The organism is Desmonostoc vinosum (assembly GCF_059505385.1).
Genome location: NZ_JCACKM010000168.1, coordinates 1 through 14627 on the forward strand (window position 1 = coordinate 1; position 14627 = coordinate 14627).

The 14627-nt window shown below is 40.6% G+C and carries 14 protein-coding genes; 7 read left to right on the forward strand and 7 right to left on the reverse strand.

Going from position 1 to position 14627, the window contains the following annotated elements:
• The first annotated feature begins 173 nt into the window (after window positions 1–173).
• The 4 genes from AC5JMF_RS22440 to AC5JMF_RS22455 all read left to right on the forward strand — a co-directional run bounded on the left by AC5JMF_RS22440 (window position 174) and on the right by AC5JMF_RS22455 (window position 5423).
• Window positions 174–866 carry a RibD family protein gene (locus tag AC5JMF_RS22440; protein ID WP_495797926.1) on the forward strand — a complete coding sequence of 231 codons (693 nt, stop codon included), beginning with the start codon at window positions 174–176 and terminating at the stop codon, window positions 864–866.
• A 226-nt stretch (window positions 867–1092) separates the two neighbouring features.
• Window positions 1093–2871, forward strand: coding sequence for an ABC transporter ATP-binding protein (locus AC5JMF_RS22445; RefSeq protein WP_495797927.1), 1779 nt, complete (start codon window positions 1093–1095; stop codon window positions 2869–2871).
• Window positions 2868–4649, forward strand: a complete 1782-nt coding sequence (locus tag AC5JMF_RS22450; RefSeq protein ID WP_495797928.1) for an ABC transporter ATP-binding protein — start codon at window positions 2868–2870, stop codon at window positions 4647–4649. The genes AC5JMF_RS22445 and AC5JMF_RS22450 overlap by 4 nt, the downstream gene beginning before the upstream one ends.
• A 240-nt stretch (window positions 4650–4889) precedes the next feature.
• Window positions 4890–5423, forward strand: a complete 534-nt coding sequence (locus AC5JMF_RS22455; RefSeq protein ID WP_495797929.1) for a pentapeptide repeat-containing protein — start codon at window positions 4890–4892, stop codon at window positions 5421–5423.
• Window positions 5424–5472: 49 nt separating this feature from the next.
• Here the strand turns inward: AC5JMF_RS22455 and AC5JMF_RS22460 are convergent, their stop codons facing one another.
• From AC5JMF_RS22460 to AC5JMF_RS22470, 3 genes are all read right to left on the reverse strand, one after another.
• Window positions 5473–5700 (reverse strand): hypothetical protein, encoded by a 228-nt coding sequence (locus AC5JMF_RS22460; RefSeq protein WP_495797930.1) that lies wholly within the window; start codon window positions 5698–5700, stop codon window positions 5473–5475.
• Between the two features lie 79 nt (window positions 5701–5779).
• Window positions 5780–5980, reverse strand: coding sequence for a hypothetical protein (locus tag AC5JMF_RS22465; RefSeq protein ID WP_495797931.1), 201 nt, complete (start codon window positions 5978–5980; stop codon window positions 5780–5782).
• 215 nt (window positions 5981–6195) lie between these two features.
• Window positions 6196–6579, reverse strand: a complete 384-nt coding sequence (locus AC5JMF_RS22470) for a hypothetical protein (protein ID WP_495797932.1) — start codon at window positions 6577–6579, stop codon at window positions 6196–6198.
• A 238-nt stretch (window positions 6580–6817) separates the two neighbouring features.
• On the opposite strand from AC5JMF_RS22470, the gene AC5JMF_RS22475 reads away from it, so the two are divergent.
• Entirely contained in the window at window positions 6818–9355 is a 2538-nt protein-coding gene (locus tag AC5JMF_RS22475; RefSeq protein WP_495797933.1) for a hypothetical protein, read from the forward strand.
• Between the two features lie 223 nt (window positions 9356–9578).
• Here AC5JMF_RS22475 and AC5JMF_RS22480 read toward each other — a convergent pair whose 3' ends face one another.
• From AC5JMF_RS22480 to AC5JMF_RS22495, 4 genes are all read right to left on the reverse strand, one after another.
• Entirely contained in the window at window positions 9579–9989 is a 411-nt protein-coding gene (locus AC5JMF_RS22480) for a hypothetical protein (RefSeq protein WP_495797934.1), read from the reverse strand.
• A gap of 94 nt (window positions 9990–10083) precedes the next feature.
• A complete protein-coding gene (locus AC5JMF_RS22485; protein WP_495797935.1) occupies window positions 10084–10512 on the reverse strand; it encodes a YidH family protein in 429 nt (142 codons plus the stop codon).
• 568 nt (window positions 10513–11080) lie between these two features.
• Window positions 11081–11701 (reverse strand): hypothetical protein, encoded by a 621-nt coding sequence (locus tag AC5JMF_RS22490; RefSeq protein ID WP_495797936.1) that lies wholly within the window; start codon window positions 11699–11701, stop codon window positions 11081–11083.
• A 112-nt stretch (window positions 11702–11813) separates the two neighbouring features.
• Window positions 11814–12566 carry a cadmium resistance transporter gene (locus AC5JMF_RS22495; protein ID WP_495797937.1) on the reverse strand — a complete coding sequence of 251 codons (753 nt, stop codon included), beginning with the start codon at window positions 12564–12566 and terminating at the stop codon, window positions 11814–11816.
• 382 nt (window positions 12567–12948) lie between these two features.
• On the opposite strand from AC5JMF_RS22495, the gene AC5JMF_RS22500 reads away from it, so the two are divergent.
• Window positions 12949–13884 (forward strand): LysR family transcriptional regulator, encoded by a 936-nt coding sequence (locus AC5JMF_RS22500; protein ID WP_495797938.1) that lies wholly within the window; start codon window positions 12949–12951, stop codon window positions 13882–13884.
• Between the two features lie 272 nt (window positions 13885–14156).
• Entirely contained in the window at window positions 14157–14576 is a 420-nt protein-coding gene (locus AC5JMF_RS22505) for a hypothetical protein (RefSeq protein ID WP_495797939.1), read from the forward strand.
• Window positions 14577–14627 lie beyond the last annotated feature (51 nt).

The window sequence follows — 14627 nt, forward strand, 5'->3', positions numbered from 1 at the left end:
TCAGCCAGAAAATTTATTTTCTGGCGAGTATCCGACTTTTGCAAGAGGTCTAAGGGTTAAAATTTGATACTGATTATTAAGGAAAGAGCAACACTGGAACTCTGCAACCCTGCCCCTACTGAGGCTGTTTCGGTAGAATAAGAAAGCCAAATAGGTGATACTGAGAAATAATCATGACAACCATCCAAACAACTGTGGTTCTTGCCATGACAGTTGATGGAAAAATTAGCCCAGAAGACCCAACAGCGCCTCGTGATTTCGACGCAATCGACTATGCACATTTAGAATATCAAGTTTCTCTTGCAGATTTAGTATTGGTGGGAGCAGGGACGATTCGGGCAGAGTCAGGAACTTTTACAATTAACGATCTTGAACTGCTCGCAGGGCGTCAAGTTCGGGGCCAGTCTGACCAACCAATAAGCTGTGTGGTCTCGCGATCGCTCAACATACCATCAACCCTATCTTTTTTCAAGCAAGATGTTGAGCGGTGGATCTTGACGACAAGGGCCGGTGTGGAAAGCAATGCTGAGGCGACGACTATATCCAAACTGGCTGACTTAATCGAGTTGGGGGACACAGATTTAGACTGGAATCGAGCTTACACCATCATGGCAGAGCGGGGTATCCGCAAAGTTGTAGCTTTAGGAGGCGGTTCTTTGACGGCCGCTTTATTGCAAGCAGGACGCATTGATGATTGGTGGTTGACAATTTGGCCCATCATTTATGGAGGTCAACACGCACCTAGCCCTGTGGAAGGAGAGGGTTTTATTCCTGCGATAGCACCTCATCTTGAACTGATTGAAACACGTCAGGTAGGCAGCGAGTTGTTTTTGCACTACCGCACCCTTAAAGGACAAAAGCTTTAAAAAGTAAAGGGAGTGGGGAGTGGGGAGTGGGGAGTAGGGGATCTTTCAAGGGTAGGTTTTTCATATTCAGTCTGAAAAAGCCTATTTTTCCGTTCCGAAATCTTTCTCCGCGTCTCCCCGTCTCCGCGTCTTTGCGTCAACCAAAACGCGAAATCTAAAAAACCTACCCATAAGGGAGTGGGGGATTGGGTAATCAACGGAAAAATTATGGAAGGGGTAGATACCATTGGTGCAACAACCAGAACTTTCAGAAAATTCCTCAATGCGAGCAATCCAGCGTGTATTGCAAAGTTTAAGCAATTACCGATGGGTCTCATTAGGAGCTTTGGGTAGTTTATTACTCTTAACAGTTGCTAATGCAATTACTCCCCAACTATTTCGATGGGGAATTGATCGAGGTATTGCTCAGCAGAACTTGCAGATAGTACTTGACAGCGCTGCATGGATGGTAGTTGCTGCGATCGCTCGTGGTCTGTTTAACTTTGGACAGAGTTATTTGGCGGAAACTGCCTCTCAAGGAGTTGCTTACGACCTACGTAACAAAATTTTCCACAAAATTCAAAATTTGAGTTTCAGCTATCACGACCAATCACAAACTTCCCAACTGCTAACCCGCGTCACCAGTGATATCGAGCAAATCCGTACATTTGTTGGTACCAACCTGATTCAAGTCATCGGTGCAGTTGTGACATTGGTAAGTGTGGCAGTAATTTTACTGGTGATGAATTGGGAATTGGCGCTGATTACCTTAACGGCAGTACCTATAACAGGTTGGTTAATGGCGCGATTTGTGAGTCGCAATGATCGCTTGTTCCGCCAGATACAAGACCAATTGAGCGACCTGAATGCTGTATTGCAAGAAAACTTAGTGGGGATACGAGTTGTCAAGGCTTTTGTACGGGAATCTGCCGAGAGGTCGCGTTACACGATCTCTAATGATGCTCTAGTCATGGCTAATATGAAAACGATTCGCGCCATCCGTGATATCTTTCCGTTGATCTTTTTGCTGAGTAATTTGGTGACTCTAGCAGTTTTTGGCTATGGCGGAGCCAAGGTCATTGGTGGCAGATTCTCTATTGGGGAACTGGTAGCATTTAACTCCTATTTAGTATTGGTTTTCCAACCAATTTTGCTGATTGGTTTTGCAGCACCGGCAATTGCCCAAGCCGCAGCCTCTGCTGCACGAGTTTACGAAGTGGTGGATGCTGAAGTGGAAATTTGCGATCGCCCCAACTCCATCTCATTTGATACCTGTGGTGGTAGGATTACGTTTGAGAATGTCTGCTTTCGCTATCCAGGAGCCAAGACTGAAACTCTGCAAAATGTTTCCTTTGAAACCAAGCCCAAGGAACTAATCGCTATTTTAGGGATGACAGGTTCCGGGAAAAGTACAATTATGAACTTGATTCCCCGTTTTTATGATGTCACTAAGGGAGCAATTCGCATTGATGGGCGGGATGTCAGGGACTTTACGCTTAAAAGTCTCAGAGCGCACATTGGTATTGTATTTCAAGAAACCACCCTGTTCTCTGGCACTATCCGCGAAAATATTGCCTATGCCAAACCAAATGCCACCATAGAACAAGTAACTGAGGTGGCAAAAACTGCACAAATTCATGATTTCATTACTGACTTACCCGATGGCTACGAAACGATTGTGGGTGAACGCGGCATAGGTTTATCTGGTGGACAAAAGCAACGGATCGCGATCGCCCGCACCTTATTAACAGACTATAGTATTCTCATCTTGGATGACAGTACCTCTGCTGTGGATGCCAAAACAGCTGCTCAAATTCAAGCCGCACTTGATGAGTTCATGCAGCAAAAAGCTTGTGTAACTTTTGTTGTGGCTCAACGCATCAGTACTGTCAAGAATGCTGATCGTATTTTTCTCATGGATAAAGGACAATTGGTGGCTCAAGGCACTCATGACGAATTAATGCAAACAAGCCCCCTCTACGGTGTGATTTTGGAATCTCAAGTCAAACAAAAGGAGTCGAAATGAGAGGTACAAGCCCGGTTGGGGTATCCGAGCAAGCAACTAATCAACTCTCGACCTTACAGCGCTTCATACAGTACTTGCGACCCTACCGTAAAGAAATTCCCATTGCCTTGACATTAGTTTTGATCGGTGCTTCAACCCTGGCAATTGGGCCATTCTTACTTGGCTGGTCAATTGATTACCTGATTGCCAAAAAGAATTTGCCTGGTTTGCTGTGGCTATTAGCACTATTAGCGCTGATCTATGGGATTGGTGTTTGGGCAATTCGGGGTCAAATTATTCGGGTCGGTTGGATTATGCAACGATTGCTGGCTCAGTTGCGGCAAGATATTTTTATTAAAATTCAGAGTCTACCACTGAGCTTTTTTGACCGCAGCGAAGCAGGCGATTTGATGAGCCGTCTGTTGAATGATGTCAGCACTGTAAATCAGGCATTTGGACAGACCATTGCCCAAATGCTAGGCAATATTTTTAGTTTGATTGGCATTGTCATCGCCATGCTCGCAATCAATTTACAACTCGGCTTGTTAAGCAACCTAGTTGTACCAATGATGATTTTTACCACTAGCTTATTTGCACGTTGGGCAAGAGCGAGATTTCGCGTTACGCGTCAGACAATCGGAGAACTTTCCGCCAAGCTAGAAGAAGATATTAGCAGTGTCCGAGAAGCACAAGCATTTAACCGTGTGCAAACCAATATTGCAGAGTTCGACATTCTCAACGCTGCCAACCGTGATGCCAATGTCCAAGCTGTGATCATTACTGCTGCTTTTTTGCCATCGATTGATTTTCTCAACACACTAGCAACTGCGGGTGTACTAGCCTATGGCGGCTATCTTGCTGTCACAAAAGCAGCAACAGTAGGTGTAGTCACGTCTTTTTTACTTTATGTGCAGCAGTTCTTCCGCCCTATTCAAATCCTCAGCCAGTTTTATACGCAAGCTCAATCTGCCTTTGCTGGATTAGAGAGAATTTTCATGTTGTTGGATGAACCCTCGCAACTCCAAGACGCACCTAACGCCACAGAAATGCCGCCTATCCAAGGTGAGGTGACATTCGAGAATGTCAAGTTTGGCTATAACCCAGAGCAATTGGTGCTTAAAGGAGTAAATTTACACGCCTATCCAGGACAGATGATGGCGTTAGTAGGGCCGACTGGTTCCGGCAAAAGTACGATTATTAACCTGATATTACGTTTCTACGATGTATCGGACGGTGCAGTAAAAATTGATGGCATTGATATACGTAGTGTTACTCAAGCCAGTCTCCGCCGTCAAATAGGCATTGTTCTCCAAGACAACATTCTATTTAGTGGTACTGTCGCTGAAAATATTGCTTTTGGTTGTCCACAAGCTACGCAAGCCGAAATCGAAGCGGCTGCACAATTGGCGAATGTGCATGAATTAATCACCTCGCTACCACAAGGTTACTCAACTCAATTGGGAGAACGAGGTGCGCCTCTGAGTCAAGGACAGCGCCAACTCGTAAGTATAGCCCGTGCAGTCTTAATCAATCCTCGAATTTTGATTCTCGATGAAGCTACTAGTAGTATAGATACCCGTACAGAGGCACTTGTGCAAACTGCGATCGCCCGCTTGTTGCAAGGTCGTACTAGCTTTGTAATTGCCCACCGCCTCAGCACCGTTACTCAAGCCGATCAAGTCTTGGTGATTCAACAAGGGCAAATTGTAGAACAGGGCACTCATGCACAACTTATTGACCAGCAAGGCGTCTATGCCAATCTCTACGCGCTTCAGTTGGGTGCAACAAGTAATTTGTAGTTTTTTAACTCATCCACATTTGGAATTTTCTGTTAATGCGTAAGTCCTAAGAATAACCCTCTTAAGTATGAAATTAATTAATATCTTTGGGTAGTAGTTTAAGAAATTTAATAAAGCTAAATTAGCTAAATGTGTTCTAGCACATATTAGTTGTGCAGATTACTATTACCTGTTTGTATAGCCTAGATTGCATCAAATAAATCCTTCTTGGCAAAGCAACAGATATTAGGAAAACAGATTATGAAAGCAGACGAACTCTTAAAAAATTATGCCGCAGGTGTAAGAGATTTTACAGGTGCGAACCTGAGTGAGGCAGACTTAAGAGAATCTAATCTCAGCGGTGTAATTTTAGATAAGGCCATCTTGGATGGAGCCAATTTGAGCCATGCTAACTTAGCTAACACTAGTTTTATCGAGGCAGATCTAAATGGAGCTAATTTAAGTAATGCAAACCTTAGCAACAGTAGCTTAAGTGGAGCAATCTTAGATGGAGCCATTTTAGAGGGGGCAGTTTTAGATGGGGCAAATTTGAGTCAGGCTAATTTGACAGTTGCTAAGTTAATTAAAGCCAACCTCAGCGAAGCGGAATTACAACAAGCAAATTTGCAAGCTGCAAATTTAGATAAAGCAGATTTAAGCAAAGCAGATTTAACAGTAGCTGATCTGACTCAAGCAAATCTCACACAAGCAGATTTGCACCAGACTAACTTAAGTGGTGCAAATTTAGAGGGTGCGAATATAGAAGGGACGATTTTGGACAGGAAGGGGGAATAGGGAATTGGGAAGAGGTATTTCTCCCCTGCCTCCCTCACTCCCTCATCTCCTAACGCAGTGATTCTAAGATGATGGTAATTGTGATCAAGCACAACAGGATAACTCCCAGTTTATAAAACCAATGTCCTACAAAGGATAACAACACTGCGAAAACATTCAAAGCTCCAAAACTGATTGATACAATGTAAGCGATCGCAAACCAAAATAGTGATAGCAAGAAATATTTGAGGAATTTGGTAGTCAACTTGAATAAACGACTATAGTGATTTTTTGTCATGGCTATAAACTCCAATATGAACTTTCACGAAATATCTCATACAAATGATTTGTCTGTAATTCTAGTAAAACGGTATAACTCACCTATAACCTTTCCTTTTATACTTCTTGTTGTGAAGCGAAGGGTTTTTAATTGGACACTTGGCAGAATCATTGTTCACTCGTACTTGTAAACCTGAAGATGTAGCTTCGACATTAACAGTGCCATCAAAGTTAGTTAGTACGGCTACAAAAATAATTAGCAAAGCTAAATAGGTCAAAGATTTGTTCAATAGATGCATTTTTTGCTCTCCAAGCTATTAATTAATTTGCTCTCGTTGCTATAAACAAAACAACGGATGTGCAAAGCTAAAGCTTCAGCAACATCCGCCGTGGTTATTCCCATCGTTCGATGATCTGTTAACAAAAATTGATTAAGTTGTTTGGAATCACTCTCACACTAGACGAGATTGTTCTCAAAAATCCATGAGGTGTAGCTGTGTCACCACCTCTTAAATCAGCAAGGTTTAATTCCGTGGACTACGGATGGTGAAAACCAAAATCCGTATCGCCTGTCATGTCCACGATGCCATATCGCAATAATTGCGTAACCTTGCTGTAGAACAAAAGTCTCATGCAATGCACTATTGAGTATTGCTAGAACCTGTTCTATCGTTTCTAAAGCTTCCCGCTGTCTAGACAGCGGAGTCGTTCTCCAGACGGCTAGGTCTTCTAATGGAATTAGGAAATCTCGAAAATCTCCACAGCGGCACTCGATTCTGCACTGGCCTTGATTCAGGCAGCATCGAATTTCTATCTGTCCAGTGTTTTTTGTTTGTTCAAACCCAGCTATCCTCGTTTCGCAGTAATTGAGAATTTTCTCAACTGCTGGAGGGGGCATAATTTACACCTTCTGTAATTGAAATATGTACTGTCAATAATAAACACACACAAAACAAACATTTTGTATATTTAAATACAAAATTTAATTAATTTTGCTCAAAACTGATTTATTGAATTACACGTAAATTATTTAATCAGCAAAAGTTAATTTTTAGTATTACAGGTTACAAAAAATAGATTAACTTGTTATTTAATGTCAATATAGTTTACAATGTAGAACAGATTAAATCAAGGACATGAACAGAGAAAATGCTGGAGATCAAGAAGCACTCAGGGAGATGCTCTACTTCTTCCTAGACAAAATGGAAGCAACACAGGTGGAACTCTCAGAAGGGATGGGTGTTAGCCGGCCAGTAGTGATTAATTTTTTAAATAGGGAAAAAAAACAAAGGTTGCCGATTGACCGTAATAGTTTGATTGATCTGTGCGATAAGCTTCAAAACCGTAAGATATCTAAGAAAAAATCTAAAATAGAGGGTGAAAAAGCTAGACAAGAAATAGAATCTAATCCTGACGAACTACGGCAGCTATTGGGAAAGAGTGGATCTGATGAATTACTGGTGTCTGCTGGTTTCTTGCCGGAGAACACTAATATTATTAGAGTAGACCGAGAAAGGTTTTTTCAAGTTGCTCAAGTAGTTGCATTGCTTGAATTTTTGGAGTTTGAAGATTTTTTGCCTACAACCCAAGAGTTTTTAGCGATCGCTAGCAACAAGATAGCAATTGCTAGTAAAAAATTTTTTGGGGGCTGTTCTGAATATCAAGATAATGACTTTCTCAGGTATTTGATTGAGAACCTACAGAAATCTTATCCAACGCTAGGCTTAAAACTGAGCCTGGAAATAACTGATAAGCTAAAACGAACCTGGATGAGATTAAAAGCTGGAGGTAAGACAAGCTTCAGCCAGCAAGAGGCGATCGGACTTTTTTTGAGCATTGCAATCAAAGAGCAGATATCTCAATATCCAGTAAAACTCCACCTGAGAGTTGAAAAATTAGAATTTAAAATTTTATCCCAGTCAATCAGTTACGAAGCAGAATATAGTTCAGTATACGATAAGTTTGTCAGGATTGCTAATCAGGCAGAGTGTGAGATAAGTACTCCAGATGTCTGCTTAACCAATCAACTAGAGGTACAGTCTCTTGACTCCCTCAGTCCAGTGATTATGGCTGTAGTGACTTGCAGCTTTAGCCATGGTGAGAATAAAGGCGAATTTCTGGAATGGATGTATACCTCTAGCAACACTATGGTGGAGAATGCGATCGGTGCTTGCAGCCTACACATGGGCTTGACTAAAGAAATAGCTAAAATCACCCTATTCACAAAAACCTTAGATAGTAGTATTGATTCTTTAGTTGAAACAACAGTAATTCTGGGAAATAAACCACATTATCAGGGAATTTGGGTTGATCGAGACTCAATGATCACTATTCCACAAGCGATAGTTTGTGCTGCCAAATCATGGCTAGCAGATAAAAGCTGGAATGGCGAACTCGACTTAGAAATTTATAATTCAGCATTTAAGGCTCTGTGTCTGTTGAGAACGCAAGTAACCAAAGCAAGAAGGGCTTTTCAAAAATTTCAGTACCTTGGTGACGAATGTAACCCCACCGAAATTAAGAGAATTGCTGATACCGCTAGGGATGAATTAAAGAAAATTCCCAAAGACAAAATTTACTTTTCATATCGACTCAACTTCTACCGCTGCTATCTTCAGGCAAAACGACTAGAGCTAAGGCTATCTAATGCTCAAGGTAATATTAGTAATGCACGATTGCTAATTCAAGAAATTAACCAAATCCTTGAGGCAGACGAGGAAGTCAAACAAGAACTTGTACCGATTCAAGCTTTAATTCAATCAGAAATTTATTTGTATGAGCTTTCTTGTGGACATAACCCAGATTTGTTTACATCTAGCAAAAGAATTCAATGGCTAGCATTAGAACAATGGGACAGTAAGATTAGAGGTGCAATTAAACCAGGTTCTTGCTACAAAGACCCTGGTTTGGATATTTATCAAGCGCTGTCTGAAATTTATGGGAATGTTGCCCGCATAGAGTTTTATCTTTGCGACGAAAGAAGCAAGCTAGAAAAAGCCGCAGAATATTTTCTCAGAGCAGCTCACTATGCATCACGTATTGGTTTAACTCAGCGAGTGTCTCGATGGTTAGCTTTAGCAGGACGAGTTTGGATCAGGCTAGGAGATGATACTTTGCCAAAACAAGCATCCAAATTTGCCGATCAACTTGCCAAAACTGATTTAACATTTGGTCACAGTCATAATTTTTGCCAAGCAGTTCTCTCAGAAATTCATTTGCTTGATGGCGAATATTTACTCCTAATTCAAAATGACCCTACCAATGCTTTAGAGTGTTTTTTAAAAGCACTTAAAGGGTCTATGTATTTAGGGTTGAATCGTCGGATTTGTGATGCACTTTTCAATATTTCGAGGTGTTCAAAGAAGCTGGGCAATTTCAGCACAACAGAGGGATTGAGCAGGGTTTTCAAGGAAGAAGATCAGTTAAATGAATCAAACAAAAGTAAATTAAATCCAATGAGTAACCACACCTCAGAGAAAGTTTTAGATTTACTTTGCAGTCTATGGAGTAGAGAAGATAATCCTACTTGGTTCCAAGTGCGGGATAATTTTTCTCAACTCGCTGCCCAAACTTGGCAGGGATGGTATTGTGATACATCCAAATCTGGATCTACAGCCAAACATCCGATCGCCGAACGAATAGAAAACGAATCTTGGCTTTGTCAGGTTGATTGAACTAAGCTGTTCCATATATAACTTGCATAATTAGGGCGGGCAAGATGCCCACCCCACAAGAGTTTTATTTAATTTGATTATGTAATTTAGATGTTTTTTAGCTTAACTCTTGTAGATGGGCAAGACGCCCGCCCCTTGTATTTTAAGGTGGGCAAGATGCTCATCCTACAAGATTCATCCCTAGATTCAGCAACGCCAATATTCTTGATATTTTGTGCTTGTCTCAATTGCGATCGCTACGATCAGGTGGCGACAGTTGAATCAGCTCAGAAAAACGTGAATACTTAACCATATCAGTAGGAGGATCATCCGCCGACACTGCAAGTAACCCAATTTTTATATCCTCGAAATAAATCACACCCCCAATACGTCCTTCAACTTGGAAAGGGCCATGAAATAATCGATATTTTGGAATGTAGATTAGGAAAAAATGAGTAATTTTTACTACCTTGCCAAACATTTGCTGACAAGTTTTATCGAGAATAGCATCTAGGTATTCATTATAAGCAGGCTGACCCAGATCAGTGAATTCGGGATGATCCGCAAAATGATCCATATAAAACGACCAGATATGAGAAAGGTCTGCTTCATTGGTCAATTTTTGCTTAAGTTCCTGCAATCGTTTGATTTCCATAGTGTGGAGATTAATCAGATGGGGCAAACAGACAGCACTGTTAAAAATTTACCACAGCGATCGCTCCAAGATAGATCACCCACCATGCACTCTACTACTCCAACATATAAGTTTGCAAATAATCCAGAGGAACTGTAAAGACGTAGTAAATTACTCCTACACCAAGCAGAACCACAGCTAGACTCGCAAGCAATATCCAACGATCTGGCGGTTGATAGGTATCCTCATCAATATCTCGGCGAACGGCAAAATAATGTTGGGTTGATAATAACACTGTCAACACACCCACGACAGCGAATGCTAAACCCAACTTCCACCCACTACCAGGAGGTTGGGGTGCTAATGGCGGACGAATAATTCGTAACCGCACGATCAAAACACCAAAACCCATGAGTGCAATACCACTACGCATCCACGCTAAGTAAGTGCGTTCATTCGCTAAGTGATCCCGAACTCGGTCAGACCTATACTTCTGTATTTTTTCTAATTTCTTTGTTTCTAATTTTTCTGCTTCTATTTTCATAGAATTTATATCTTTAAGTGACTGAGCAAAATCTTCAATATGACAATTTTAAATGATTTGTGAACAATAATATCTATAAATCAGAGAGATGAATCTTGATTTTGTTAAGTTGTTCCATATATAACTTGCATAATTAGGGCGGGCAAGATGCCCACCCCACAAGAGTTTTATTTAATTTGATTATGTAATTTAGATGTTTTTTAGCTTAGCATGATTAATAAATTATATTTATCTTAGTTCAATAATTAATATTTTGCTGAATGCGAATAGTTTTAATTTTATCATTCAATTTATATACTTTATATACCAATTTGAGTAAATATTTTAATAGAGACAAGCCATAGCTCGTCTCTACAATAGGAATCAGTATTAGAGACGTGCCATGGCACGTTTCTAATACTTAACTAGTTCCGTGGGTTTAAGTCCCCCGGTTCTATAACCGCCAAGTTCTGTGTTGGGGATTTAACCCCAACACAAAACTTAATTACGTTAGCGAAGCGGTAGCGAGTCCTCGATAGCGAAGCGTTAGCGACGCAGGAGCGTCGCGTCATTACGAATTACGAATTATTTAATCGTTGATTCTAGCATTGGTAACTCCAGCATCAAGAGCAGCTTGTAAGTTATCAGGAATAAACCAGTTGGCTTCACCAGACTTCAGGATGCTTGCTGGTGGAAGATTGAATTCAGTTTCTCCGGTTTGAGGGTTAGTTGTAGCAACTAACTTAGTTCCATGAACAATCTTGAAAGCAGTAGCTGGTGTGCCTTCCTGACTTTCAGTAGTGACTTGGCCAGGAATATAGACGCCTTGACAATCCCACTCATCATCAGTTTCTGCACCGCCGGGTAACAGATACAACTCATTGTCATAGGTTAAGGTGGATTTTTTGGGTTTTTGACCGTAAACTAGCAATGTTTTTTCTGTTTCATTCCGGCATATACCAACTTTTTCACCATTTTCGATAATATACTTCTGAAACTGTAGATTCGCAATTTTTTGCTGTAAATCAGGTGTAGAGCCTTGAGTTTGTTTATCTTGCAATGCTGTTTTTAGTGCTTTGGTAACTTCAATGTAGTCTGGGTCTTCGGTGTATTTCTTACCTGCCCATGATGGCTGAGCAATCAGTAAATTAGCTAGTAGTAATAAGCAAACAAGAGTAATTTTGACAAGATTAACTTTAAACAATTTCATGCATTTCTCCTGGTGAAATAAAAAACTTTTTGACTAGCTGCTAATTACTTAATTTAAGATATTGTGTCAGTAATTTTTCATCTATCTATTGACACAATTTATATTAACCAAATTATTTTGGCTCAATTCTAGACAAAGCATCAGCTTCCGGTGATCCCAAAGAAAATCCGTAGATTTCTCGCCATATATTCCTGGTTAAAATTAACAGATAAGAACCGATACTTGCACAGACTATCAGAACTAAGGTAGGAGTTTCTAAAGTGTGGCTTTCCATCAAAATAGAAACACCTAATCCGATTAAAATGAAGGGAATCAGTGAATTACCGTAGCGAGTAATTGCAGATGCGATCGCATTAATCTGCGTCAAGCAATAAGCTGCATAACACCATACACCCACCATCACGAAGAACACTGCCAAAATCACAAGTAAGCTATTGAGGCTACCAGTGGCAAACATTGGCATATAGATACTGATGTTGTCACTACCATTGGCGATTGTGAGTGCTGCGACACCATAGGTTTGGGGGGATAAGAAGTTGTGCCACCAAGATTGAGAAGATTCAGAGGTGTTTATAGCTTCTTCCTCATCAGCCTCTTGATTTAATAGGCGAGTCATACCAATGATGATTGGAACAACACCGAGTAATCCAATCCAAGATTCCGGTAAGATAAATCTGCCAAAAAAGCTGGGTAAACTTGCAACTACTAGCGCACTAAAACCTAAATATTGACCGATAAAGATGTGGCGACGGCGAAAGCAAGTATTTACTTGTGAGAACAACAGCGATAGAACGACAATATCGTCAAGATTGGTGGCAACAAAAGCAGTCAGTCCTGTAGGGATAGCAGTCAATAACTCATTCATGTTTGATGTGTCCTTGAGGTCGGGAGTGGGGAGTGGGGAGTGGGGGATCAAAATGATGTTTGCGTTAGTTATATTGATGTTTATGTTTTTGTAATCATCAGCAAATTTTTTAGTTTATGAATGTCCGAATACAAACGAGTCGAACTGGTGATTTGCCTCAGCCAAGGTTCTTTTGCTGAAGGCATAGTTTCAGATTATGGCTGCCCAGCGATAAAAGCAAACAGTCTTTTTTGTCAAATCAATAAATGGAACTTATGGGAATTCGTAATTCGTAATTCTCCCCCACTCCCTATTTAAATTAACTACAAATATCCGCTCAATTTACCGTATAATATTTTGTTGTGTTAGAATCACTACTCACTCAAGCTTGTAAATAAGCAAAATGACGCTGGAGCAATTGCGAATTTTTCTGGCCGTTGCGGAACTGTTGCATTTTACCCGTGCAGCTGAAGCGCTTTATATCACTCAGCCAGCAGTAAGTGCTGCAATCCAAAGCTTGGAGACAGAATATGGTGTAAGGTTATTTCATCGCATTGGTCGGCATATTGAAATTACAGATGCTGGTAAGTTATTGCAGGGTGAAGCGCAGAAAATTCTTGACCATGTGGAGTTAACTGAACGTGGCTTGAGGGAATTGAATAATTTACAAAGGGGAGAATTGAAGTTAGGCGCAAGTCTTACAGTTGGTAACTATTGGTTGCCTGAAAAAATTAGCCAGTTTAGACAGTTATATCCTGGCATTTATATCAACTGTAAGCTAGGAAATGCTGAAGAAATCTGCGAGGGAACTGCTGTTGGTATGTATGATTTGGGTTTTGTGACAGGAGATGTTAAACCATCTTTGCAGAATTCTTTAGAAAAGAACGAAGTAGGAAGCGATCGCTTACAGATTGTAGTCGGTAAATCTCACCCTTGGTTTCAATGTAACGAAATTTATTTGGATGAATTACTCAGCACAGGCTGGGTAATGCGTGAGTCTGGTTCTGGCGCACAACAGATATTTCACCAAGCCTTACAAAGTTGGGGAATTGAACCTAGTAACTTGAATATTGTACTTCACCTAAATACTAGCGAAATGGTGAAAGCAGTTGTCGAAAGTGGTGTTGGTGCGGCTGCTATTCCAGAGTCAATGGTGAAGAAAGAATTACAACTAGGAACGTTATATGCAGTTCGTGTTATTGATCAGCAAAAACAATCTAGCAAGAAGTTGGAAATTGTACAGCCTGTTTGGAAACTCAAACACCGCCAACGTTTTTATACACGAGTGATGACTGCTTTTGAAAATCTCCTCATGCAAGAGGCTGTGCAAGTTGCTTAGAGGATGTTTGAAAAGTTTTGGGCGAATATAATCAGACTGTTAGCGAATTGATAGGGAGTCTAACCCATCAGCCCAAATCAATCTTAACCCATCGTGAATTAACCAACAGTTTCATATAATTCGCTACTACATAAGCGAAGTTAACCTCCGTGGAATAACGAGAAGTACTGGCTGGGTTAGCGCATCTGATCTTGACCATACTCTACTTTAGAAAGTCAATGGTAAGATTTTTGTTGTACATTATTAAATCACTTTAAAAAACAAGGTGGTTTATGAAATCGTCAAAAACTCAAAAATCACTTACCTCAACATCTTCAATACCAAAAAAAACCTCACAGTTTGCATCTAGAAAGTTTAGTAGCCAAGTTGGAGATGCTTATCCTGCACAAAAGACAGAGCAAAAAATTGAGGATGAAAACTTCCATCAGCAAAAGATGGAGGCAACAGGACTAAAGTTGCAGGCGAAGCATGGTTACTTATCAGCACAAGGGCAGGAACGCTTAGATGTATTGCAAGCCAAAATGGATGGATTATTGCATTCGAGATTAGAAAAAGCATCTAAGTTTGGTCACAATATTGACAGGATTTCATTAAAGCGACCAGATAAACCACCAATTCAGGCAAAGCTAGCTGATACTCAATCAACCGTAATTCAACGCTACTTCATCTTTAATGGACAAAAGACTAAGTAGTTTTTCACTCTCCCCTATCAAAAAAGGATTAACAGGCAGCAGGAATGGAAG

What these genes read in the sequence shown, in the direction of transcription:
- AC5JMF_RS22470 (WP_495797932.1), bottom strand. Translation starts at nt 6,579, where the DNA reads ATGCCCCCTCCAGCAGTTGAGAAAATTCTCAATTACTGCGAAACGAGG.
- AC5JMF_RS22475 (WP_495797933.1), top strand. Translation starts at nt 6,818, where the DNA reads ATGAACAGAGAAAATGCTGGAGATCAAGAAGCACTCAGGGAGATGCTC.
- AC5JMF_RS22495 (WP_495797937.1), bottom strand. Translation starts at nt 12,566, where the DNA reads ATGAATGAGTTATTGACTGCTATCCCTACAGGACTGACTGCTTTTGTT.
- AC5JMF_RS22450 (WP_495797928.1), top strand. Translation starts at nt 2,868, where the DNA reads ATGAGAGGTACAAGCCCGGTTGGGGTATCCGAGCAAGCAACTAATCAA.
- AC5JMF_RS22485 (WP_495797935.1), bottom strand. Translation starts at nt 10,512, where the DNA reads ATGAAAATAGAAGCAGAAAAATTAGAAACAAAGAAATTAGAAAAAATA.
- AC5JMF_RS22505 (WP_495797939.1), top strand. Translation starts at nt 14,157, where the DNA reads ATGAAATCGTCAAAAACTCAAAAATCACTTACCTCAACATCTTCAATA.
- AC5JMF_RS22440 (WP_495797926.1), top strand. Translation starts at nt 174, where the DNA reads ATGACAACCATCCAAACAACTGTGGTTCTTGCCATGACAGTTGATGGA.
- AC5JMF_RS22500 (WP_495797938.1), top strand. Translation starts at nt 12,949, where the DNA reads ATGACGCTGGAGCAATTGCGAATTTTTCTGGCCGTTGCGGAACTGTTG.
- AC5JMF_RS22465 (WP_495797931.1), bottom strand. Translation starts at nt 5,980, where the DNA reads ATGCATCTATTGAACAAATCTTTGACCTATTTAGCTTTGCTAATTATT.
- AC5JMF_RS22480 (WP_495797934.1), bottom strand. Translation starts at nt 9,989, where the DNA reads ATGGAAATCAAACGATTGCAGGAACTTAAGCAAAAATTGACCAATGAA.
- AC5JMF_RS22455 (WP_495797929.1), top strand. Translation starts at nt 4,890, where the DNA reads ATGAAAGCAGACGAACTCTTAAAAAATTATGCCGCAGGTGTAAGAGAT.
- AC5JMF_RS22460 (WP_495797930.1), bottom strand. Translation starts at nt 5,700, where the DNA reads ATGACAAAAAATCACTATAGTCGTTTATTCAAGTTGACTACCAAATTC.
- AC5JMF_RS22490 (WP_495797936.1), bottom strand. Translation starts at nt 11,701, where the DNA reads ATGAAATTGTTTAAAGTTAATCTTGTCAAAATTACTCTTGTTTGCTTA.